This window comes from Streptomyces sp. NPDC007164 (genome assembly GCF_040634135.1).
Taxonomy (GTDB): Bacteria; Actinomycetota; Actinomycetes; order Streptomycetales; family Streptomycetaceae; genus Streptomyces; species Streptomyces sanglieri.
Genome location: NZ_JBEYFB010000016.1, coordinates 51457 through 72855, shown reverse-complemented (window position 1 = coordinate 72855; position 21399 = coordinate 51457). Strand labels below are relative to the sequence as shown.

Sequence of the window (21399 nt, the reverse complement as noted above, 5' to 3'; positions counted from 1 at the left end):
ATGAGTTGTTTCTCCCTCGCCCTCACCGAGGAGCAGCAGGATCTGCGGGACTGGGTGCACGGCTTCGCCTCCCGGGTCGTCCGGCCCGCGGCCGCCGAGTGGGACGCCCGGGAAGAGACCCCGTGGCCCGTCATCCAGGAGGCCGCCCGGATCGGGCTGTACGGTTTCGAATCCCTCGCGGACATGTACGGCGACCCCACCGGGCTCTCCCTCCAGATAGCCAACGAGGAGCTGTTCTGGGGCGATGCCGGGATCGGCATGGCGCTGTTCGGCACCTCGCTCGCCGTCGCCGGGATCTTCGCCTCCGGCACTCCGGACCAGCTCGCCGAGTGGGTGCCGCAGTGCTACGGCGACGAGGACGACCCGAAGGTCGCCGCGTTCTGCGTCTCCGAGCCCCAGGCCGGCTCCGACGTCTCCGGGATGACCACCCGGGCCCGTTACGACGAGGCCCGTGACGAGTGGGTGCTCACCGGCCAGAAGGCCTGGATCACCAACGGCGGGATCGCCGGGGTCCATGTGGTCGTCGCCTCGGTCGACCCGGCTCTGGGGGCCCGCGGCCAGGCCGCGTTCATCGTGCCGCCCGCCACGAAGGGCCTCGCGGCGAGCCGGACCTTCAAGAAGCTGGGCCTGCGCGCCTCGCACACGGCGGACGTGTTCCTGGACGGCGTACGCGTACCCGGGCACTGTCTGCTCGGCGGCAGGGAGAAGCTGGACGCCCGGCTGGCCCGGGCCCGCGAGGGCACCAACGCCAAGGGGCAGGCGGCGATGGCCACCTTCGAGGTCAGCCGCCCGACGGTCGGCGCCCAGGCACTGGGCATCGCGCGCGCCGCGTACGAGTACGCGCTGGAGTACGCCGGTGAGCGGGAGGCGTTCGGCCGTCCGGTCATCGAGAACCAGTCGATCGCGTTCGCGCTGGCCGACATCCGTACCGAGATCGAGGCCGTGCGGCTGCTGATCTGGCAGGCCGCCTGGATGGCCCGCAACGACCGGACCTTCGACGCCGGACAGGGCTCCATGTCCAAGCTGCGCGCGGGCGAACTCGCCGTGGCGGCGACCGAGAAGGCGGTCCAGATCCTGGGCGGCGCCGGGTACAGCCGGGAGCATCCCGTGGAGCGGATGTACCGCGACGCCAAGATCTACACGATCTTCGAGGGTACGAGCGAGATCCAGCGGCTGGTCATCGCACGGGCGATCTCCGGTCGCCACATCCGCTGCCGCCGCGTCCCGCCGGCCCTTCCAGCTCGGGTGCCCCGGTCTCAGCCGGCGACCGGGGTGAACCGGACCGGCAGCGACCGCGGGCCCCGGGTGAAGACGCCCTGCTCGCCGGGGGTGAATCCGTCGGCGAGCCGCAGACCGGGCATCGCGTCGAGCAGTTGGTTCGCCCCCGTCTCCACCTCCGCCCTGGCCAGCAGCGCACCGACGCAGAAGTGCCTGCCGAGGGCGAACGCCAGATGGTCGGCGGCCGCCGAGAAAGCGGTGGTGCCGGTCAGGTCGGAGCGGAAGATGTCGAACCGGTCGGGCTCCCGGTAGCGCGACCCGTCACGGTTGGCCGAGCCGATCAGACAGGTGACGGTGGCCCCCGCCGGGACCGTACCGCCGCTGAGCTCCACCTCCTTCGCGGTCTGACGCATGATCATGTGCACCGGCGGGGTATGGCGCAGGGTCTCGGCGAAGGCCCGGTCGATGAGGCTCCGGTCCTCCCGTACCGCGGCGAGCTGCTCGGGGTGGGTGAGCAGATTGGCGAAGACGGAGGCGATGGCCTTGTCGGTGGTCTCGCCGCCCGCCGCGAGCAGCAGGCTGCAGAACGCCTTGATGTCCTCGTCGCTCATCCGCACCCCGTCGACCTCGGCGGCGCAGAGCGCGGAGAGCAGGTCGTCGCCCGGCTCGTCCCGGCGTCGCCGGATGACCGGGATCATGTACTCGGCGAACTCCCGGCGGGTCCGCTCGCCGGCCGCGGCCACCTCCGGGTCGCCCGCCAGATTGCCGAGGAAGGCGATGACGGTGGTGTACCAGCCGTGGAAACGGTCGTGGTCCGCCCGGTCCAGGCCGAGCATGTCGGCGATGACGAGGACCGGGAAGCGGGTCGCGAAGGCGTCGACGAGATCGGCCTCGCCGGTGTGCCGGAAGGCGTCGATCAGCTCGCGTGCGTTGCGCTCGATGACCGGCAGGAACTTCTCCTGGAGGTCCGTGCCCCGGAAGGCCGGGGCGACCAGGGCCCGGCGGACGGCGTGCTCGCGGCCGCTCAGCTGGAGGATCGTCCTGCCGTGGACGGGTTCGATCTGCCAGTCGTAGTTCTCGGTGGTGAACTCCCCCGCCCGGTCCTTGAACACCCGCTCCACGTCCTCGTACCGGGAGATGAGGTAACTGTTCGTGGCCTCGTGCCGGATCAGCGGCGCGCTCTCCCGCATGATCCGGTACGCCCCGTAGGGATCGGCCGCGAAGGCGGGCGAGAGAATGTCGGGCAGGGACGGCGATTGCGGTGCGACCGGCTCGTACGGGGCAGGCGTCATGACGCTCCAGGGTCGTGAACGGGCAATACCGTCAAGGCTATTGACCAGCCCTCCGCCGACACACCCCCTGGGAGAACGCCATGCCCGCCGGTTCGCGACCGTCCGTCCTGTTCGTCACCGACCTCGCCTACGAGGCGCGGGGCCGGCGCTACTGCGACGAGGACATCAGGCTGACCTCGCGGCTTCGGGAGGAGTTCGATGTCGCGCTCTGTCACCCCCGGGACGCCGCCGCGCTGCTGGACGGTTTCGACACGGTCGTCATACGCAACAGCGGTCCGGTGCTCCACTACCAGGAGGCGTACGACGCGTTCCGCGCCCGGGCGCGGGAGCTGGGCACCCGGGTCTACAACCCGCTGCACGGCCGCGGCGACATGGCGGGCAAGCAGTATCTGGTCGATCTGAGCCGGGCCGGTCATCCGGTGATCCCCACCGTGGACCGGGCGGCCGATCTGGGGACGCTGCCCGAGGCCCCCGAGTACGTGGTCAAGCCGAAGCTGGGAGCCGACTCGGCCGGGCTGAGGTTCGTACGGGAGGCCGCGCTGCCGGAGGGCGAGGACGGCACGCTCCTCGTCCAGCCCCGGATCGACTTCCGCTACGAGGTGTCCTTCTACTTCATCGACCACGACTTCCAGTACGCGCTGTACGCCCCGGACCCGGAGCGGCGGTGGGTGCTGGAGCCGTACGCGCCGGACTCGGCCGATCTGGCGTTCGCCCGCGGCTTCGTGGAGTGGAACAGCCTCGACCACGGCATCCAGCGGGTCGACGCCTGCCGGACCGCGCGGGGCGAGCTGCTGCTCGTCGAGTTGGAGGACCTCAATCCGTATCTGTCGCTGGACCGGGTGGCGGAGCCCGTACAGGAGGCGTTCGTGACCCGGATGAAGGCCTCCCTGCGGGATCTGACGGCCTGACGACCCGTCCGGCCGTCCCCCACATGCGGGAGGGACGGGGCGGTGTGAAGGTGCAAGCGTGACCACTGCCAGCGAGACCGCGACCGTCGCGCAGAGTGCCGCCGCGCCACCCGTACTCGATCCGCGCCGCCGGAACATCGTCTTCGCGACGATCGTGCTGGGAATCCTGCTGGCCGCCCTGGACCAGACGATCGTCGGCACCGCGCTGCCGACGATCGTCTCGGATCTGGGCGGCGCCGCCCATATGTCCTGGGTGGTGACCGCGTATCTGCTCGCCGAGACCGTGGCGACGGTCCTGGTGGGGAAGTTCGGCGACCTGTTCGGCCGGAAGATCATCTTCCAGCTGTCGGCGATCATCTTCATCACCGGCTCCTTCCTCTGCGGTCTCGCGACCAACATGACGCTGCTGATCGTCTGGCGCGGGTTGCAGGGCATCGGGGCCGGCGGGCTGATGGTCACCTCGATGGCGCTGATCGCCGATGTGATCCCGTTGCGCGAACGCGGCAAGTACCAGGGCGCGATCGGCGCGGTCTTCGGGGTGTCGACGGTGATCGGGCCGCTGCTCGGCGGGCTCTTCACCGACCATCTGAGCTGGCGCTGGGCGTTCTACGTCAATGTGCCGATCGCGATCGTGGTGGTCGTCGCCGCGGCCCGGACGATCCCCTCGGTGAAGGCCGCGGGCAGACCCGTCATCGACTATCTGGGCATCGCGATGGTCACGGTCGGGGCGAGCGCGCTGATCCTGGCGACGAGCTGGGGCGGCAACGAGTACGCGTGGGGCTCGCCCGTCATCCTCGGCCTCTTCGCGGGCGGCCTCGTCGCGCTGGCGCTCTTCTGCCTCGTGGAGTTCCGGGCGCAGGAACCGATGCTGCCGATGCGGCTCTTCCGGAATCCGGTGTTCACCGTCTGCTCGGTCCTGAGCTTCATCGTGGGCTTCGCGATGCTCGGAGCGATGATCTTCCTGCCGACCTATCTGCAGTACGTGGACGGGGACTCGGCGACCCTGTCCGGTGTGCGGACGCTGCCGATGGTCCTCGGGCTGCTGGTCGCCTCGATCTTCAGCGGCAACGTGGTCTCCAAGACGGGCCAGTACCGGATGTTCCCCATCGTGGGCTCGCTGATCATGGCGGTGGGGCTGTATCTGCTCTCCCGGATGGGCCCCGGCACCGGGGTGTGGCTGGAGTCGCTGTACATGCTGGTGCTCGGGGTCGGCATCGGTCTGGCCATGCAGGTCCTGACGATCGCCGTGCAGAACACGGTGGACTACGCGGACCTGGGTACGGCGACGTCGGGCGTGACGTTCTTCCGTACGCTCGGCAGTTCTTTCGGCACGGCGGTCTTCGGCACGATCTACGCCAACGCGCTGAAGCCCAATCTGACCGACGGTGTCGCCGCGGCGGCGCGGGCCGGCGGTGATCCAGCGGTGCTGGCGAAGGCGGCGCAGAGCCCGGCGGGGCTGCACGCGCTGCCCGCCGCGCAGTCCGCGCCGCTGGCCCAGGCGTACGCGGACACGCTGCACACCGTGTTCCTGTGGACGGTGCCGGTCGCGGTGCTGGGGTTCTTCGTCGCGCTCTTCCTGAAGCAGGTGCAGCTGCGGGACACGGCCCGGGTCGGCTCGACGGACATGGGCGAGGGCTTCGCGCAGCCGGGCACCGGCGACTCGGCCAAGCTCCTCGAATTCGCCGTGGCCAAGATCCTGCACGGGGCGGGCCCCGACACGGCCCGGCGGATCATCGCGGATTCGGACACCCGGCTGGACATGGCGGGTGCCTGGGCGGTGATGCAGGTCGAGCTGTTCACCCGCATGGTCGGCCACGCGGGTCTGCGGCTCATCGCGACCCGGCACCGGCTGCCGCCCGAGGTGCTGGTGCCGGTCTTCGACCGGATGATCGAGGAGGGCTATCTCACCGGCGACGGTCGTGTGTTCACGCACACCGCCGCCGGGAGCCGGGAGGCGGCGGCGATCACCGACGCCTGGGCGCGGTGGCTGGGTGAGCGGCTGGACGAGCACGGGAAGCGGGTGGACGACCGGCAGCTGCGGGCCGCGGTGGACGTGATCGCCAAACGGCTGCTGGCGGAGGACCTGGCACAGGAGCTGTCACCGGAGAAGGCTCTGTCGGGAACGGCGTCCTGACCGGCTCCGGCCGCGACACCCGCGGGTGTCAGTCGACGAAGACCGCTGTCGCGTACACCCAGGCGCCGTCGTGCCGGACGAAGCGGCTCTTCTCGTGGAGCGAGTCCGGCCGCCCGTCGTCCGTGAAGTGCGCGCGGAAGGTGACGGTGCCCGTGGTGTGGAACGGACTGCCGTCGGTCGTCTCCAGGACCTCCAGGCGCACCCATCGCATCCCGGGGTCGAAATCGACGGAAGGCGGCCGGGTGTCCGGGTGCCAGGTGCGCAGCAGATACGCCTCGTCCCGGACGACGAAGGCGGCGTACCGGGAGCGCATCAGCGACTCGCAGGTCGGCGCGGCCGCGGTCCCGGAGTGCAGCCGGCCGCAGCAGTGGGCGTAGGTCGCGGGCAGGCCGCACGGGCACGGCGATTCCGCGGTGACCGCGGGGATGCGTGCTGCGGCGGGGGCGGGCCGTCCCGGTCGTTTTGTGCGTCGTGACATGCGTCCATTGTGACCTGCGGCGGGACCGGCTCAGAGGGCCGGGGTGAACCGGCGGCGGTACTCGCCGGGGGTCAGTCCGGTACTGCGCCGGAAGTGGGTCCGCAGGTTGGTCGCCGTACCGAGTCCGCTGGCCCGGGCGACCACGTCGAGGCGCTCCTCGCCGCGCTCCAGCAGCCGCCGGGCGAGTGTGATCCGGCGTTCGGTCAGCCAGCCGAGCGGGGTCGTGCCGAGCTGTGCGCGGAAGCGGCGGTGCAGGGTGGCCGGGCTGACGGCGGCGCGGGCGGCGAGGCCGGTCACCGTGAGGTCCGAGCCGAGGCGTTCCTCGGCCCAGGCGAGGAGCGGGCCCAGCGAGGTGTCGGGGACGTCGGGCAGCGGGTGCTCGACGAACTGGCGCTGGCCACCGTCGCGGTGCACGCCGAAGACCAGCCGGCGGCTCACGGCCGCCGCGATCTCGGCGCCGTGGTCCGTGCGGATGATGTGGAGTCCGGTGTCGAGGGCGGCGGCGCTCCCGGCCGCGGTGATGATCCGGCCCTCGTCGACGAAGAGCACGTCGGGGTCGAGCCGGACCAGCGGGTGGCGGGCGGCGAATTCCTCGGCCCAGCGCCAGTGGGTGGTGGCCCGCCGGCCGTCCAGCACCCCGGCGGCGGCGAGCGTGAAGGCCCCGGTGCAGAAGCTGACCAGCCTGGCGCCCCGGGCGTCGGCACGCCTGATCGCGTCGAGGACGGCCGGGTCGGGTGCGGTGCCGGGGTCCGGGCGGTTGGGGACGATGACGGTGTCGGCGCGGTCGACGGCTTCGAGTCCCGCGACGCCGGAGAGCTGGAAGAAGCCGTGGTGCATGCGCACGGTCGGGGTCCCGGCGCAGAGCTCGAACGCGTACCAGGGCACGGGCAGCTCGGGACGGCGCAGCCCGAAGAGTTCGGTGGCGACACCCATCTCGAAGGGGTTGGAACCGGCCGACACGATCATGGCGACCCGGTGCGAGGAATCTTGCGTCATGTGCGATTCCTAGCACTCGACGGGTGCGGACACCACGCCGAGAATGGGGATCATGAGCGATGACACGACGAAGAACAGCCCCGGACCGGTCCTGCTGAGCGATGCGCTCGACACCTTCGAGACGCTGTGGAGTCCGCGGATCGTGACCCGCGTCAACGACTACGACGTGCGGCTCGCCAAGGTCCGCGGCGAGCATGTGTGGCACGTCCACGAGGACACCGACGAGTTCTTCCAGGTGCTCGACGGCGCCCTGGACATCCACCTGCGCGAGGCGGACGGGGAGCGGACCGTCACCCTCGGCCGGGGCGCGGTGTTCGTCGTCCCGCGCGGCACCTGGCACAAGCCGCACTCCGCCGAGGGGGCCTCACTGCTGCTGTTCGAGCCGTCGGGTACGTCGACGGTGGGCGACCGGCACGACGAGGTTCCCGGCCATGTGGACGCGACGACCGGCCATGAGCTGGGGAGCTGAAGGGGCTGGCGCCTGCCTGGTCCGGCGCTGCGCCGGAGCCGGTGGTGGCCAGGACCTCCTGGTCCGGAACGGCCCGGAACCGGCCGGACCAGGAGGGTGCGGCGTCGGTCAGGGCTTGCGGGCGACGCCCGCGTAGCCGGGGATCGGCTCGTCGCCGGGGACCTCGACGACCTCGCCGAGCTCGGGGTGCCAGTCCGCGGAGAGCGAGACGCCGGGCTCGACCAGTTCGAGCCCGGCGAAGAACGTGGTGAACTCGGCGTGGGAGCGCAGGCGCAGCGTCATCCCCCGGGCCCGGTACATGGCGGACGCCTCCGCCGCGCGCTCGGGGTCGAAGTCCCCGGTGGTGTGCGAGAGCACCAGGTAGCTGCCGGGGGCGAGCCGTTCGACGAGGCGGTCGACGAGTTCGGCCGCGCCGTCCTCGTCGTCCAGGAAGTGCAGCAGGGCGAGCAGCGACAGGGCGACCGGCCGGTCGAAGTCCAGTACCCGGCCGGCCTCTTCGAGGATGGCTTCCGGCTTGCGGGCGTCGGCCTGGATGTACTCGGTGGCGCCCTGCGAGGTGGAGCGCAGCAGGGCCGCCGCGTGGGCGAGGACGATCGGGTCGTTGTCGCAGTAGATGATGCGCGCGTCCGGGGCGGTCCGCTGGGCGATCTGGTGGAGGTTCGGCTCGGTCGGTATGCCGGTGCCGATGTCCAGGAACTGGCGGACGCCGTTCTCGGCGAGCCATCGGGTGGCCCGGTGCATGAAGGCGCGGTTCACCCGGGCCATGTCCCGCCCCCGTGCGTCGAGGGCGAGCAGCTGACGGGCCATCTCCTCGTCGACCGGGTAGTTGTCCTTGCCGCCGAGGAACCAGTCGTACATCCGGGCGGGATGCGGCTTGGTGGTGTCGATCTCGATGGCTCGGGGGTCGTGCCCGGTCATAGCGCGCTCCATGGGTCCAGAGGTCGGCGAACAACAAGAGTCTGGGGCCGGGACGGCCCCGGCGCTGCGGATTCGGGCAGGAAGGCCGGTCCGGGTGCGGGGCCGGCCCGCCCGGGAGGCCGCGGAATCAGGTGAGCAGGAAGTCCGCCTGGCCGGACTTGGCGCCCTGGATGAAGGCGGCGATCTCGCGCGGGGAGTAGATCAGGGCCGGGCCGTCGGGATCGGCGGACTGGCGTACGGCGATTCTGCCGTCGGACAGCTTCATCGCTTCGACGCAATTGCCTCCGTTCCCACCGCTCCACGGCTTGTGCCAGCCCTCGGAGCCGAGTTCGGCGGCCGGCATGCCGTTGTATATGGGATCCATCACAGCTCCTTGCGGAAGTCCCGGAGGATTTCCTTCGTGCGTTGTGCAGTTGCGGCCTGAGCCGCCATGCGGTCCATGACTTCGAGGTAGGAGGCCACCTCGGGGCGCGCGTCGAAGTAGACGGCACCGGTCAGGTACTCGCTGTAGACCATGTCGGGGAGTTCGGGGACGCCGAAGCGGAAGAGGACGAAGGGGCCGTAGGTGCCCGGGTGGTGTCCCGTCGAGAACTCGGCGATCTGCAGCGTCACATGCGGCAGCTCGGTCGCTTCGAGCAGCCGGTCGATCTGTTCCCGCATGGCCTCGACGCTGCCGACGGGACGGCGCAGCACCGTCTCGTCCATCACCACCCACAGCTTCGGGGCGTCCGGCCGTGTCAGCAGGGACTGGCGCTGCATCCGCAGCGCCACATGGCGCTCTATGTCCTCGGGTCTGGTCTGGCCCACGGCTCCGGTGCGCATCACCGAGCGCGCGTAGTCCTCGGTCTGCAGCAGTCCGGGGACGAAATGCGGCTCGTACATGCGCAGGAGGCTCGCGGCGCCCTCCAGGCTGACGTACATGCTGAACCAGTCGGGCAGCACGTCGTGGAACCGCTGCCACCAGCCGGGCTTGTTGGCCTCCTCGGCGAGCTCCACGAAGGCGTCGGCCTCGCAGTCGGAGACCCCGTAGGCCTTCAGCAGCATCTGTACATAAGGGATCTTGAGAGCGACCTCGGCGGTCTCCATCCTGCGTATCGTCGCAGGTGCGACCCGCAGCACCTTGGCAGCCTGGTCACGGCTCAGGCCGACACGCTCCCGCAGATCCTGCAGGCGCTTGCCGAGAACGACCTGACCCACGGTCGGGGCGGACCGCGGTTCGCTCACTTCAGACCTCCCCATGCGCTGTTTTTGAGCAGTGTGCCATGCGCGGGCCGACCAGAACACAGCCACTCTGAAAATTTCAGAGTGCCCCTTGCCAAGTGTTCACGACAGGGGGAGAGTTGGTGAGTGAACCAGTTCACGATGTCACGACCGCCCTCATTTCACCTGGGTGTGCGGAGCGTGACGCAGCCCCCACTGTGAGGAATCGGTTGTGGCACCTGGCAGTGCGCTCATCCCCCGGCTCATGGATCTCAGTCCCGGGACGGAGGCGCTCCGGTACTGCTTCGCCCTGCCCGCGCACCCCGAATCGGTGGCGGGTGCGCGGCGGCTGACCCGGGCCCGGCTCGACCAGTGGCAGTTCGACGCGGACGCCCATGACTCGGCGATCCTGATCGTTTCGGAGCTGGTCACCAACGCGGTCGTGCACACCATGAGTGCTCGCGTGCTGTGCGAGCTGCGCTGCCTCGACAGACGGCTGCGGATAGCCGTGCAGGACCAAGGACACCAGCCCGGCGGGCCGCAGCTGCGCCGTACCTCGGACGACGAGCACGGACGCGGCCTGCTGCTCGTCGACGCGATGTGCAGTTCCTGGGGTTCCCGCGACGCGGGCAACGGCTCGGGACGCATCGTCTGGGCGGAACTGCCGCACGGCTCGGAGCGCTCATGCTGAAGAACGCGATGTCCCATCTCCTGGGCACCCGGCGCCCCCGCGAGCTGCGGCCCGCCGCCGGACCGGTCGGCACGGTCCAGCTGCCGCTGCCGCCCGCCCTGTCGGCGAGCCTGGGGTGCGACGCGGTGGGGGTGCCCGCCCGGTACGGCTTCCGGCTGATGTCCCACCTGCCGCGCACCGGCTGCGTCTTCGCGGACGCCGAACGCTGGTGGTGGATCGTGCCCGCGGGCTCCGACCTCGATCTGGACTGGCCCTCGCAGGCCTGCTACGCGAAGGGGGCGTTCGTCCCCGCGGTCCGGCCCCGGCTGATCCACCAGCCCGACAACCTCACGCCGTACACCCCGCCCATCCCGCTGTTCCTGATGGTGTGCCAGGTCACCGGTGTGACGCCGTCCTGGGTATCGTCCGGCGGCGAGCGAGCCGTATCCGCTCCGTGACGACGCCGGGCGCGGTCACCGGATTCCGGTGAGGCACGGATCGATGGCGGGCGAGGGGTCGGGGCGATGCAGCGCGCCGGTGCGGCCGGTCGACGAACCGGTGTCCCGCGGGCCGTCACCGTCCGGAGCCGCGCGCTGCGGGCAAGCCTCTCACCCAGCACCTGGCCTGTGGGTTTACCCAGACTGCACCCCGGTCACGCTGCGTTGTCAGTGCTCCGTTCTACTGTGGCACCACTGATCGAAAAGCCCGCTGCGGAGCGGGCTGCGGGCGGGAAGGGGGCGGAACTGTGCGCCGCTGGGAATATGTCGAGGGCACTGCGTCGAAGTTCTGGGAGACCGAGGCCGAGGGCGCCGTGGTGACGGTGCGCTACGGGCGGTGCGGGAGCGAGGGCCGGACGCAGGCCAAGGAGTACGCGTCGGCCGAGGCCGCCGCCGCCCAGGTCGTCAAGACGATCGCGGAGAAGGAGAAGAAGGGGTACCGCGAGGTCGGGGCGTCCGCTTCGACACCCGCCGCCCCGGACACCACGCCCGTCACCGGCACGGCTCCGACAGCGGCCGCGACCACCCCTGACGCGGTCGTCGACGACAGCGCGACCGTTCTCCCCGACGAGGACACCTTCACCCTGCCCGACAGCTGGAAGCGGGTGCTGCACCCCCGGCGCGGCGGAGTGCGCCGCGGGCCGGCCAAGACGAAGCGCGAGACGTTCGAGGCGATCGAGACCAAGCTCGCGGAGGACGCCGCCTGGATCGCGGAGTTCGCGGACTCGCCGCGTTCGGACACCGCGGCGGCCGAAGCACTGCGCGCACACCTCGGCGGAGACCCCTGTCCGGCCGGTGCGGCCGCGCTGACCGCGATCGCCGACGCTTCCGGATGGGCGGACTTCTGGTCCGAGCGCTACGGCCTCCCGTTCGCCGCACGGGCCGCGACCGAAGTGTTCTCGGTCGACGCCGACTGGCAGCAGAGCGGCCTCACCCGGGGCGCACCCCGGCTGAGGTCGCTCCCGGGCCCCCGCCACCAATACTGGGCCTGGCACCACCGGTCGCCGATCGACCGGGTCCGCGCGCTGCTCGCGGCAGCCGACGAAGCCACCTACCGGGCGGCGGTCGAGGCGCTGGCCGAGTGCCGCACCGACACCCTGCGCAGGATCATCGTCTGCTATCTGGTCCCGAGCGAGACCGACTGGGTCGACGAGCTCTGCGCGGATCCGGCGGTGCACGCGGAGCAGGACCGCACGCTGCGGGCCATGGTCTTCAGCTCGCTGTACTCGGCCGACCAGATGGCGCTGTTGCCCTACCGCCCGGACTACACCCTCGGTGTCGCGACCATCGCCACGGTCGCCGAGGGCGTCGGCCCGGCCATCGCCCCGGCGCTGGCCGACACACTCGGCGGCACCCACTACTACTCGGACAGCGTGAAGCTCGCCGCCGGCGCCCTGGTGGAGCTGCCGACCGACGACGCCTTCCTCGGCCTGCTGGCGCATGCGGACTCCAAGCACGTCCTCCCCTCGCTCCTCGAAGCCATGCGCCGCTATCCGGTGCGGGCGGTGCGGCTGCTCGCCGCCGAGGCGGGCGGCAACTCGGCAGCGACGTCCCGTGCCCTGCAACTGCTCCGGAGCCATGTCGGTGCCCACCGAGAAGTGGTGTCACTGGCGCTCGGCGATCTCGGCCCCGAGGCCGCCGAGATCATCGAGCCACTGCTCAACCCGGTGGATCTGGTCGCCGACGCACCGCTGGAGGTCCTGCCTGCCGTGCTGACGGCTCCGCCGTGGTCCCGGCCCCGCACCACGGCCAGGGCCAAGCCCGTGACCGGGCTGACCGCGGTCTCCGAGCCCGTGCTGGAGTGGCTGCCCGAGGAGCGGGCGGCCTGGGCGGCCACCTCCTCCTGGTACACGCGGAATCGCAACAACGGCGACATGCACGAGTACATCGACGTGCTGCGCCGGGAGCTGCCCCCCGGTGATCTGCGCTCGGCGTGGGTGTTCGTGCACGGCGACGAGGACGTGGTCGCCCCGCTGCTCGCCGCCTGGGATCCGGACGATCTGTGGGACGGCGAGGACACGCTCAAGCCGATCACCGCGCGTTTCGGCCTGGCCGCGCTGCCGATGCTGTTGCGCGCCGTTCCCAGGCAGCCGAGCGCGCTCGCCCCGCTGTTCCTCCCGTTCGTCGATGCGGATGTCGCCCGGCACATGGCGGACTGGGCGGTCCGCCTCAAGTCCACCGCGTCGACCGCCCGTGCCTGGTTCGCCCGGCACGGCGTGGCGGCCGCCCCGCTCCTGGTCCCGGCTGCCGTGGGCAAGGCGGGCGCCGCACGGAACGCCGCCGAGCAGGCACTGACGTCGATCGCCACGACGCACGGCGACGACGTGGTGCGCGAGGCCGCCCGGGTGTACGGCCCGCAGGCCGCGGCAGCGGTGGACGAGTTGCTGGCCGCCGATCCGCTGGAGCGTGCGCTGCCCGTCAAGATGCCGGTGCTGCCGGGGTGGGCGGAGCCTTCGGTGCTGCCGCAGATCGTGGTCCGGTCCGGCGGCGCGCTGCCGGTCGCGGCGGTGCGCAACGCCCTGATGATGCTGGCGCTGTCGAAGCCCGGTGAGGTGTACCCGGGAATCGCCGCGCTGACCGGGACGGCCGAGTCCGCTTCGCTCGCGGAGTTCGCCTGGGCCCTGTTCGAGCAGTGGCGGATGGCGAACATGCCCGCGAAGGAGTCGTGGGCGCTGCACGCGCTGGGGCTGCTGGGCGACGACGAGACGGTCCGCCGGCTCACCCCGGTGATCCGGTCCTGGCCCGGTGAGTCGGCGCACCACCGGGCCGTCGAGGGTCTCGATGTGCTGGCCGCCATCGGCAGCGATGTGGCGCTGCTGCATCTGCACGGCATCTCGCAGCGGGTGAAGTTCAAGGGCCTCAAGGTACGGGCCGGTGAGAAGATCGCCGAGGTGGCCGCGGGACTGGGGCTGACCGGCGAGCAGCTCTCCGACCGCCTCGTCCCCGACCTCGGGCTGGACGCCGACGGCTCGACGGTCATCGACTACGGCCCCCGTTCGTTCACGGTCGGATTCGACGAGCAGCTGCGGCCGTACGTACTGGACGGGGACGGCAAGCGCCGCAAGGACCTGCCGAAGCCGGGTGCCCGCGACGACGCGGAGCTCGCTCCGGCGGAGCGCAAACGGTTCATGGCGCTGAAGAAGGATGTCCGGACGATCGCCTCCGACCAGGTGCGGCGCCTGGAGGCCGCGATGGTGACCGGACGTTCCTGGACGGCCCAGGAGTTCCAGGAGCTGTTCGTCGGTCATCCGCTGCTGTGGCACCTGGTGCGCCGGCTGGTGTGGCTGAGCGACCTGGAGGACGGCACGCGCAGCGCGTTCCGGGTGGCGGAGGACCGTACGTTCGCCGACGCGGAGGACGACGTCTTCGTCCTGGCCGATGACGCGACGGTGCGGCTCGCGCACCCGCTGCACCTCGGTGACGAACTGGCCGCCTGGTCGGAGCTGTTCGCCGACTACGAGATCCTGCAGCCGTTCCCGCAGCTCGGGCGGAGTGTGCTCGCGCTCTCCGGGCAGGAGACCGACGAGTACCGGCTCACCCGGTTCGAGGGGCTCAAGGTTCCGATCGGGAAGGTTCTCGGGCTGCAGCGGCGCGGCTGGGAGCGCGGGGTGCCGCAGGACGCCGGGGTGGAGCGCTGGATCTCCAAGCAGCTGAGCGACAACTGCTATCTCGTGATCGCGTTGGACCCGGGCATCGCGGTCGGCGTGGTCGACATGTTCCCCGACCAGACTCTGGAGACGGTCTGGCTCGACAGCCGGCCCGACGATCACTGGAGGCGTGGCGAGTATCAGCACCGCTTCACCGGCCTGGACGCGGTGACCGTGTCCGAGTTCCTGAGTGACCTGGCCGAACTCACCGAGGGCGTCGCGTCATGACCGCCCGGGAGGAGACCCGTGCCGGGGCGCCGGGCGGCGGGGCGGCGGAGCCGGTGCAGCGGCCCCCGGCCGAGGTCCGGTACGCCGAGGAGCTGGCGGCACTGCGCGCCGGCGACCGTGATCCGCGTCCGCCGGGCTGGGAGCTGAGCCTGCGTGCGGCACGCCGGTTCATCATCGGTGACGCGGACACCGGCATCGGCCGGAAGTTCGTCGGCAACCCCTCGCTGGTGGACCGGGCCCTGGTGACGCTGGCGACGAGCCGTGGGCTGATGCTGGTCGGCGAGCCGGGCACCGCCAAGTCGCTGCTCTCCGAGCTGATCGCGGCCGCGGTCAGCGGCGACTCGACACTGACGGTGCAGGGCGGCGCGGCCACCACCGAGGACCAGATCAAGTACGGCTGGAATTACGCGTTGCTGGTCGCCGAGGGGCCCTCCCCCCGGTCGCTCGTGCCGGCCCCGATGCTGCGCGGAATGGCGGAGGGCAGGCTCGTCCGGTTCGAGGAGATCACCCGCTGTCCGCTGGAGGTGCAGGACTCGCTGTTGTCGCTGCTCTCCGAGCGGGTGGTGGCCATCCCCGAGCTGACCGGGCCGGACGGCATGGTCTTCGCCCGGCAGGGCTTCAACGTGATCGCCACGGCCAACACCCGGGACCGGGGCGTCAACGAGATGAGCGCGGCGCTCAAGCGGCGGTTCAACTTCGAGACGGTCTTCCCGATCCCGGACCTGGACACCGAACTGGCCCTGGTCGAGGCGGAGGTGACGACCCTGCTGCGGCGCTCCGGGGTGGAGCCGCCGCCGGACCGGGATGTGCTGGAGGTCCTGGTGGGGACGTTCCGGGAGCTGCGTGCCGGGGCCGGTGAGAAGGGCGGTGCCGGTTCGGACCGTCCGTCGGCGGTGATGAGTACGGCGGAGGCCGTGTCCGTCGCCCACGCCGTGGGTGTGCGCGGCTGGTTCCTGCGCGGCGAGCCGGGCAGCGCCGCCGATGTGGTGGCATGTCTGGCGGGTACCGCGGCGAAGGACAGCCCGGAGGACCTGGCCCGGCTGCGCCGCTATCTGGAGCAGCAGGTGCCGCGCCGTCGCGGACCGCAGTGGAAGGCCCTGCACGACGCACGCCATCTGCTGGCCGACTGATGTCCGCGGTGTTCCTGGGGGTGCGTCACCACTCCCCCGCCTGTGCACGGCTCGTCGAGCGGACCGTCGCGGAGCTCCGGCCCGCGCAGGTACTGATCGAGGGTCCGGCCGAGATGAACGGCCGGCTGGACGAGCTGCTGCTCGGGCACGAGCTGCCGATCGCGGTGTTCAGCCACTACCGCGACGGACAGCGGGCCGCGACGTCCTGGGCCCCGCTGTGCGACTACTCGCCGGAGTGGGTCGCGCTGCGGGCGGGGCGGGCGGCCGGGGCGCAGGTCCGCTTCATCGATCTGCCGGCCTGGCATCCGGCGTTCGCCGAGCGCACCAACCGCTACGCCGACGCGGAGGCCCGGTACGCGGAGGCGACGGAACGGCTGTGCCGGCAGTTCGCGGTGGACTCCCCCGACGCCTTGTGGGACCGCCTGTTCGAGGTCGAACCGGACGGTGGTCTCGCCGAGCGGCTCGACGCGTACTTCGCGCTGGTGCGCGGTGACGCGGAGGCCGACACGGGCGACCGGGCGCGAGAGTCGTACATGGCCGCGTGGGTGCGGGCTGCCGTGGAGGCGGCCGGTGACCGGCCGGTCCTGGTGGTCACCGGTGGCTTCCACCAGCCGGCGCTCCGCGCGCTCACCGCGTCCGGAACCGGGGACCTGGCGGACAGGGAGGACGGCGCCGGCTGGGAGCGGGGCGCGGACGGGTGGCCGGTGGTGCCCGCACCGCCGGACGGCGCCATGGCCGGGAGCTTCCTGGTGCCGTACTCCTTCCGGAAACTGGACGCGTTCGCCGGGTACCAGTCGGGGATGCCATCGCCCGGCTACTACCAGCAGGTGTGGGAGGCGGGCCCCGAGGCCGCGGCGGACGGCCTGCTGCGGGTGGTCGTCGAGCGGCTGCGGGCCCGGAAGTACCCGGTGTCCACCTCCGATCTGATCGCCGCCCGCAGCCTGGCCGACGGGCTGACGGCGCTGCGCGGCCACCCGAGCCCGGCCAGGATCGATGTGCTGGACGGCCTGGCGGGTGCCCTGATCACGGACGACCTGGACCGGCCGCTGCCGTGGACCGGCCGGGGCACGCTGACGGCGGGTGCCCATCCCGCGGTCGTCGAGATGGTCGCGGCCTGCGGCGGCGACCGTACGGGGCGGCTCCATCCGGAGACTCCGGCGCCGCCCCTGGTGCATGACGTGGCGGCGCAGCTCGCCGGGCTGGGACTGGACGGCGGCCCGGAGGCGACGTACCGCCTCGATCTCACGGACGCCACCGGCCTGGAGCGCAGCCGGGTGCTCCACCGGCTGCGGGTGCTGGGTGTCCCCGGCCAGGTGCGGACCGCCGGTCCCACGCACGGTGTCGACCCGGTGTTCACCGAGCGCTGGGAGGCGCAGTCCGTCCTGGGACGCGAGGCCGCGCTGGTGGAGGCGGGGGCGTACGGGGCCACGCTGGCCGAGGCGGCCGCCGTCGCCCTCACCGAGCGCACCCGGAGCGGTACTGCGGAGGCCGACGGTGCGGCGGGGGCGCTCTTCGACGCGGTGCTGTGCGGAATGGGCGGCTTCTCGGAACAGCTGCTCGAAGAACTCTCCTCCTGTGTGGGTGAGTTGCAGGCCACCGGCCCGCTCGGGGAGATACTCGCCACGGCGCTCGGGCTGTGGCGGCACGACCGGGTGTTCGGCATGGCGCGCGGTCCGCTGCTCGCCACCGTGATCGACGGGGCGACGGAGCGGTTGCTGTGGCTCCTGGAGGGTGCGCGTGGCTCGTCGGGGGTGGACTTCCCCCGGCTGCGGGCCGTGGTCGCGGTGCGCGACGCGGTGCTGCACGCACCGGAGTTGCTCTCCGTCACCCGTGAGGTGGCGACCGGGATCGCCCGGCGGATCGCCGAGGACCCGCAGGCCCCGGTCGATGTGCGCGGGGCCGCGTTCGGGCTGGCCCGGTCCCTGGGCCGGGTCCCGGGATCCCCGGGCGCGTACGGGGATCCGGCCCGGGTGGCAAGTACGGTGGCGAGGGCCGGTGCCGATGCGCTCGGCGACTGGCTGGCCGGGCTGTTCGCGCTCGCTCGCGACGAGGTGACCGGCGCGGTGGGCGACGACGGCGACGGAACGGACGGCGCGGCCGAGTCGCTGATCGATGTGCTGGACGGCCTGGTCAGTGCGTTGTCCGACGAGGAGTTCCTGTTGGGGCTGCCCGCGCTGCGGCAGGCCTTCACCTTCTTCCCGCCGCGCGAGCGGGACCGGATCGCCGCCCGTCTGCTGGAACGGCGCGGGGTGCGCGGCTCCTCGCGTTCCCTGCTGCGGACCACCGCGGACCCCCTGCTGATCGCCCGGGCCCGCGCCCTGGAGGAGTCCGTGTCCCGACTGCTGGCCCGCTACGAACTGGATACCGCCCCATGACCACGCCCGAACAGGTACCCGGCCGGGCAGCCGGGCCCGAGAAGGGTTCCGGCACGGCTCCCGACGCGGGGCTGGAGCGCTGGCGGCTGGTCCTCGGCGCCGCCGCCGAACGGCACACCGGACAGCCGGGTCCGGCCGACGCCGGCCGGGACGCCGCGCTCGACTGGCTCTACGGCCGCGACCCCGACCTCGACCGGCGCGGGGTGCGCCGTTCCGGCTCGGTTCCCCGGACGGGCGGCGACGGGCCGTCCGCGGTGACCGCGGTCGACTGGCTCGACGACATCCACCGGCTGTTCCCGAAGGAGACCGTCGAGCGCCTGGAACGGGACGCCGTCGAGAAGTACGGCATCCAGGAGATCGTCACCGACCCCGCGGTGCTGGAGCGGGTCGAGCCCAGCCAGACGCTGCTGCGTGCCGTGCTGCGCACCAAGCATCTGATGAACCCGCAGGTGTTGCGGCTGGCCCGGCGCATCGTCGAGTCGGTGGTGAGACAGCTCATGGCCAGGCTCCAGCCGGAGGTCCGCCGGGCGTTCCACGGCACCCGCTCCCGCAGGCCCAGCCGGGTGCCGCTGGCGAGGGACTTCGACTTCCGGCAGACCGTGAAGGCCAACCTCGCCCACTACCAGCCGGCCGAACGGCGCCTGCTCATCGAGCGCGCCCACTTCCACTCCCGCACCCGGCGCCATGTGACGCAGTGGCAACTGATCCTGCTGGTCGACCAGTCGGGCTCGATGGCCGGATCGGTCATCCACTCCGCGGTGACCGCCGCGTGCCTGTGGGGCCTGCCCGGCCTCAAGACGCACCTGGTCGTCTTCGACACCCAGGTGGTGGACCTGACCTCGGACGTGACCGATCCGGTGGAGCTGCTGATGCGGGTCCAGCTGGGCGGCGGCACCGACATCGCACGGGCCGTGGAGTACGGCGCGGGCCTGGTGGAGAACCCGCGCCGCACCGTCGTCGCGCTGATCACCGACTTCTACGAGGGCGGCGACCCGTACCGGCTGGTGCGGACGGTGCGGGGGCTGGTCGAGCAGGGCTCGACCGTGCTGGGGCTGGCCGCGCTCGACGAGGACGCCGACCCGGACTACGACCGGGTGACGGCCGGGAAGCTCGCGGCGGCCGGGGCGCACATCGGGGCGATGACGCCGGGCCGGCTCGCCGAGTTCGTCGCCGAGAGGCTGGGCCGATGACCGAACCGACGACCGCCGCGGGGACCGGCGCCGCCGTGCGCCCCGATCTGCTCGCCCTCACCCCGGAAACACTCGCGGCGCTCGCCAACCGGGGCCTGGTCAAGCGCGCCACGAAGGAGCTCGACGCGGGGACGGTGCCCGTGCTCACGACCGATCCGGACACCACGGTGCGGGCCAGGTTCGACGACGGCACCACCACGGCGCTGCCGCCCGGCACCGGCCTGGACGAGGGCGACTGCAGCTGCGCCGCACCGGGCGTGTGCCGCCATCTCATCGCCCTGGTGCTGGCCCATCAGCGCAGCGCCGAGGCCGATCCGGGCGGCGTCCCCGCCGCGTTCACCGACTGGTCCCCGGGCAGCACCGACGACGCCGCGCTCACCGACGCGGTCGGCACCCGCCCGGTCGCCTCGGCGCGGCGCACCCTCGACCGGGGCTATGCCGCCCTGGTGCACCGCCCGTCCCCCGATCGTCCCGAACCCCGGGTCGAACTCCCCACCTGCACGGTGCGTTTCCCGGTCCCCGGCGAGATCGCCCACGCGTTGACGGACGCGGCCGCCGCGCTGCGGGGTGAGGTGGTGGCGCTGGCGGTCTGGGCGTTCCGGGCCGCCGACGCCACGGACACCGACGAGCGTTCCGTACCCGTCCAGGTCGGCGGCCGGCCCGCCACGCCGTCCACGGCGCTGCCCGCACTCGACGCGGCCCTCGGGCTGGCGGACGAACTGCTGGCGGAGGGCGTGGCCCATGTCGGCCCGGTGCACGGCGGAGCCCTCGCCCGCGCCGGTGCCGCGCTGACCGCCCGGTCGATGCACTGGCCCGCGGGCGCGATCGCCGAGCTGGCCGACCAGCTCACCGCGTACGCCGACCGCACCGCCCAGTACCGCCCGGAATCGGTCGCCGTGCTGCTCACCGAGGTGCACGCCCGGCGGCGGGCCGCCGCGCATCCCGGTGTGCTCGGCACCCGCGAGGCCGGGGACACCCCGCTGCGCCGGGTCCGGCTGGTCTCGCTCGGCTGCCGCGTCCACGGCACCGGGCAGTCCCTGACCTCCGAGGTGTACTTCGCCCACCCCGGCGCGGGCACCGTCCTCGTACTGCGTAAGGCATGGACGGCCGCCGAGGGCAAGGTGCCGACCGCCCACCGGCTGGCCACCCGTCGTGTCCTGGGCACCACACTGGCCTCGCTGGCCGCCGGAAGCCTGGTCAGCGAGAGCGTCCGGCGTACCCCGAGCCATGCCCTGACGGTGGCCCGGGGCAGGCTCGGCACGACGACCATCACCCCGGTCGGCGCCGCCTGGACCGAACTGCCCGAACCTCTGCTGGTACGGGATCTGACCGCCCTGGCCGAAGGCTGGAACAGCAGGCCGCCGCGGCTGATCCGGCCCCGGGTCGAGGCGGAGGCGGTCCATGTCGTCGAGCTGTCCGAGGTGGAGAGCGTCGGTTACGACCCCGCCGAACAGCGTCTGGAAGCCGTGGTGCGGGATGCGGCGGGGAGCCGGGCGCTGGTGGCGTCGGAGTACCGGCCGGAGTGCCCCGGTGCGCTGGATGCCCTGGCCGATGCGCTGGAGGGCGGCGCCACGCACATCAGCGGTTCGCTGCACCGGTCAGGTGGCGGGGTGCGGATCGATCCGCTCGGGGTGCTCACCCCGGCGGGGACGGTCGTGCCGGACCTCGCCGCCGGTGACGGCTCCACGGCCCTGGTTGCGGTGGCGCGGCGGCAGTCCGATCCGCTGACGGCGGCGCTGGAGGAGGCGATATCCGCGATGTCGGCAGTGCCGCACAGCGGGCTGCGCCATCTCGGCGTCCCCGCCCGCGCCCGGATCGACGAAGCGGCGACCACGCTGTCCCGCACCGGCCTGACCCGTGCCGCGGCGCTGCTGCGCGCCTTCACCGAGGCACTGGACGACGGGGCCCGGCCGGCCGGGGAAGCCCTCGCGGCCCGATCCGGGGCATGGCTGGACGCCCAGCTCCACCTCCTGGTCGGCAGCGAACTCCGCTCCTGCGGGACGGAGTCCGAGCCGGCCGGGAGACCCCGGTCCGGGTCCGTGTAGTACC

Annotated in this window: 16 protein-coding genes and 1 pseudogene; 11 read left to right on the top strand and 6 right to left on the bottom strand. The window is 72.3% G+C overall.

Going from position 1 to position 21399, the window contains the following annotated elements; genetic code table 11:
- A pseudogene (locus ABZ622_RS21130) lies at nucleotides 1–1212 on the top strand (acyl-CoA dehydrogenase family protein); the annotation flags it as partial.
- 44 nt (nucleotides 1213–1256) lie between these two features.
- Here ABZ622_RS21130 and ABZ622_RS21125 read toward each other — a convergent pair.
- Nucleotides 1257–2510: a cytochrome P450 gene (locus tag ABZ622_RS21125; RefSeq protein ID WP_360545273.1), complete on the bottom strand. Its 1254-nt coding sequence runs from the start codon at nucleotides 2508–2510 to the stop codon at nucleotides 1257–1259.
- A gap of 80 nt (nucleotides 2511–2590) precedes the next feature.
- On the opposite strand from ABZ622_RS21125, the gene ABZ622_RS21120 reads away from it, so the two are divergent.
- Nucleotides 2591–3418, top strand: coding sequence for a hypothetical protein (locus tag ABZ622_RS21120; protein WP_360545271.1), 828 nt, complete (start codon nucleotides 2591–2593; stop codon nucleotides 3416–3418).
- Nucleotides 3419–3476: 58 nt separating this feature from the next.
- Complete coding sequence (locus tag ABZ622_RS21115) at nucleotides 3477–5552, top strand: MDR family MFS transporter (protein WP_360545269.1); 2076 nt, start codon at nucleotides 3477–3479, stop codon at nucleotides 5550–5552.
- 28 nt (nucleotides 5553–5580) lie between these two features.
- Here ABZ622_RS21115 and ABZ622_RS21110 read toward each other — a convergent pair whose 3' ends face one another.
- Nucleotides 5581–6030, bottom strand: coding sequence for a YchJ family metal-binding protein (locus ABZ622_RS21110; RefSeq protein ID WP_360545267.1), 450 nt, complete (start codon nucleotides 6028–6030; stop codon nucleotides 5581–5583).
- A 30-nt stretch (nucleotides 6031–6060) separates the two neighbouring features.
- Nucleotides 6061–7026 (bottom strand): helix-turn-helix domain-containing protein, encoded by a 966-nt coding sequence (locus ABZ622_RS21105; RefSeq protein ID WP_360545265.1) that lies wholly within the window; start codon nucleotides 7024–7026, stop codon nucleotides 6061–6063.
- Nucleotides 7027–7078: 52 nt separating this feature from the next.
- On the opposite strand from ABZ622_RS21105, the gene ABZ622_RS21100 reads away from it, so the two are divergent.
- Nucleotides 7079–7495, top strand: coding sequence for a cupin domain-containing protein (locus ABZ622_RS21100; protein WP_360545263.1), 417 nt, complete (start codon nucleotides 7079–7081; stop codon nucleotides 7493–7495).
- 108 nt (nucleotides 7496–7603) lie between these two features.
- Here the strand turns inward: ABZ622_RS21100 and ABZ622_RS21095 are convergent, their stop codons facing one another.
- From ABZ622_RS21095 to ABZ622_RS21085, 3 genes are all read right to left on the bottom strand, one after another.
- Entirely contained in the window at nucleotides 7604–8413 is an 810-nt protein-coding gene (locus ABZ622_RS21095) for an SAM-dependent methyltransferase (protein ID WP_360545261.1), read from the bottom strand.
- A 127-nt stretch (nucleotides 8414–8540) separates the two neighbouring features.
- On the bottom strand, nucleotides 8541–8777 hold the full coding sequence (locus ABZ622_RS21090) for a DUF397 domain-containing protein (RefSeq protein ID WP_124720717.1): 237 nt from the start codon (nucleotides 8775–8777) through the stop codon (nucleotides 8541–8543).
- A complete protein-coding gene (locus ABZ622_RS21085) occupies nucleotides 8777–9637 on the bottom strand; it encodes a helix-turn-helix transcriptional regulator (RefSeq protein ID WP_360545259.1) in 861 nt (286 codons plus the stop codon). The genes ABZ622_RS21090 and ABZ622_RS21085 overlap by 1 nt, the downstream gene beginning before the upstream one ends.
- A 208-nt stretch (nucleotides 9638–9845) precedes the next feature.
- Between ABZ622_RS21085 and ABZ622_RS21080 the strand changes: the two genes are divergently transcribed.
- The 7 genes from ABZ622_RS21080 (at nucleotide 9846) to ABZ622_RS21050 (ending at nucleotide 21395) form a co-directional block, all read left to right on the top strand.
- Nucleotides 9846–10304, top strand: coding sequence for an ATP-binding protein (locus ABZ622_RS21080; protein WP_360545257.1), 459 nt, complete (start codon nucleotides 9846–9848; stop codon nucleotides 10302–10304).
- Complete coding sequence (locus tag ABZ622_RS21075) at nucleotides 10298–10741, top strand: hypothetical protein (protein ID WP_360545255.1); 444 nt, start codon at nucleotides 10298–10300, stop codon at nucleotides 10739–10741. The genes ABZ622_RS21080 and ABZ622_RS21075 overlap by 7 nt, the downstream gene beginning before the upstream one ends.
- Before the next feature lie 287 nt (nucleotides 10742–11028).
- Nucleotides 11029–14655 carry a DUF4132 domain-containing protein gene (locus ABZ622_RS21070; protein WP_360545253.1) on the top strand — a complete coding sequence of 1209 codons (3627 nt, stop codon included), beginning with the start codon at nucleotides 11029–11031 and terminating at the stop codon, nucleotides 14653–14655.
- Nucleotides 14652–15785, top strand: a complete 1134-nt coding sequence (locus ABZ622_RS21065) for an AAA family ATPase (protein ID WP_360545251.1) — start codon at nucleotides 14652–14654, stop codon at nucleotides 15783–15785. The genes ABZ622_RS21070 and ABZ622_RS21065 overlap by 4 nt, the downstream gene beginning before the upstream one ends.
- Nucleotides 15785–18160 carry a DUF5682 family protein gene (locus ABZ622_RS21060; protein ID WP_360545249.1) on the top strand — a complete coding sequence of 792 codons (2376 nt, stop codon included), beginning with the start codon at nucleotides 15785–15787 and terminating at the stop codon, nucleotides 18158–18160. Before ABZ622_RS21065 ends, ABZ622_RS21060 begins: the two co-directional genes overlap by 1 nt.
- Nucleotides 18157–19350, top strand: coding sequence for a VWA domain-containing protein (locus tag ABZ622_RS21055; protein WP_360545247.1), 1194 nt, complete (start codon nucleotides 18157–18159; stop codon nucleotides 19348–19350). Before ABZ622_RS21060 ends, ABZ622_RS21055 begins: the two co-directional genes overlap by 4 nt.
- Nucleotides 19347–21395: a hypothetical protein gene (locus ABZ622_RS21050; RefSeq protein ID WP_360545245.1), complete on the top strand. Its 2049-nt coding sequence runs from the start codon at nucleotides 19347–19349 to the stop codon at nucleotides 21393–21395. The genes ABZ622_RS21055 and ABZ622_RS21050 overlap by 4 nt, the downstream gene beginning before the upstream one ends.
- Nucleotides 21396–21399 lie beyond the last annotated feature (4 nt).

Excerpts from the sequence above, each read along its gene's own strand:
- ABZ622_RS21100 (WP_360545263.1), top strand. The coding sequence starts at position 7,079 with ATGAGCGATGACACGACGAAGAACAGCCCCGGACCGGTCCTGCTGAGC.
- ABZ622_RS21060 (WP_360545249.1), top strand. The coding sequence starts at position 15,785 with ATGTCCGCGGTGTTCCTGGGGGTGCGTCACCACTCCCCCGCCTGTGCA.
- ABZ622_RS21120 (WP_360545271.1), top strand. The coding sequence starts at position 2,591 with ATGCCCGCCGGTTCGCGACCGTCCGTCCTGTTCGTCACCGACCTCGCC.
- ABZ622_RS21105 (WP_360545265.1), bottom strand. The coding sequence starts at position 7,026 with ATGACGCAAGATTCCTCGCACCGGGTCGCCATGATCGTGTCGGCCGGT.
- ABZ622_RS21090 (WP_124720717.1), bottom strand. The coding sequence starts at position 8,777 with ATGGATCCCATATACAACGGCATGCCGGCCGCCGAACTCGGCTCCGAG.
- ABZ622_RS21055 (WP_360545247.1), top strand. The coding sequence starts at position 18,157 with ATGACCACGCCCGAACAGGTACCCGGCCGGGCAGCCGGGCCCGAGAAG.
- ABZ622_RS21075 (WP_360545255.1), top strand. The coding sequence starts at position 10,298 with ATGCTGAAGAACGCGATGTCCCATCTCCTGGGCACCCGGCGCCCCCGC.
- ABZ622_RS21065 (WP_360545251.1), top strand. The coding sequence starts at position 14,652 with ATGACCGCCCGGGAGGAGACCCGTGCCGGGGCGCCGGGCGGCGGGGCG.
- ABZ622_RS21050 (WP_360545245.1), top strand. The coding sequence starts at position 19,347 with ATGACCGAACCGACGACCGCCGCGGGGACCGGCGCCGCCGTGCGCCCC.
- ABZ622_RS21125 (WP_360545273.1), bottom strand. The coding sequence starts at position 2,510 with ATGACGCCTGCCCCGTACGAGCCGGTCGCACCGCAATCGCCGTCCCTG.
- ABZ622_RS21110 (WP_360545267.1), bottom strand. The coding sequence starts at position 6,030 with ATGTCACGACGCACAAAACGACCGGGACGGCCCGCCCCCGCCGCAGCA.
- ABZ622_RS21095 (WP_360545261.1), bottom strand. The coding sequence starts at position 8,413 with ATGACCGGGCACGACCCCCGAGCCATCGAGATCGACACCACCAAGCCG.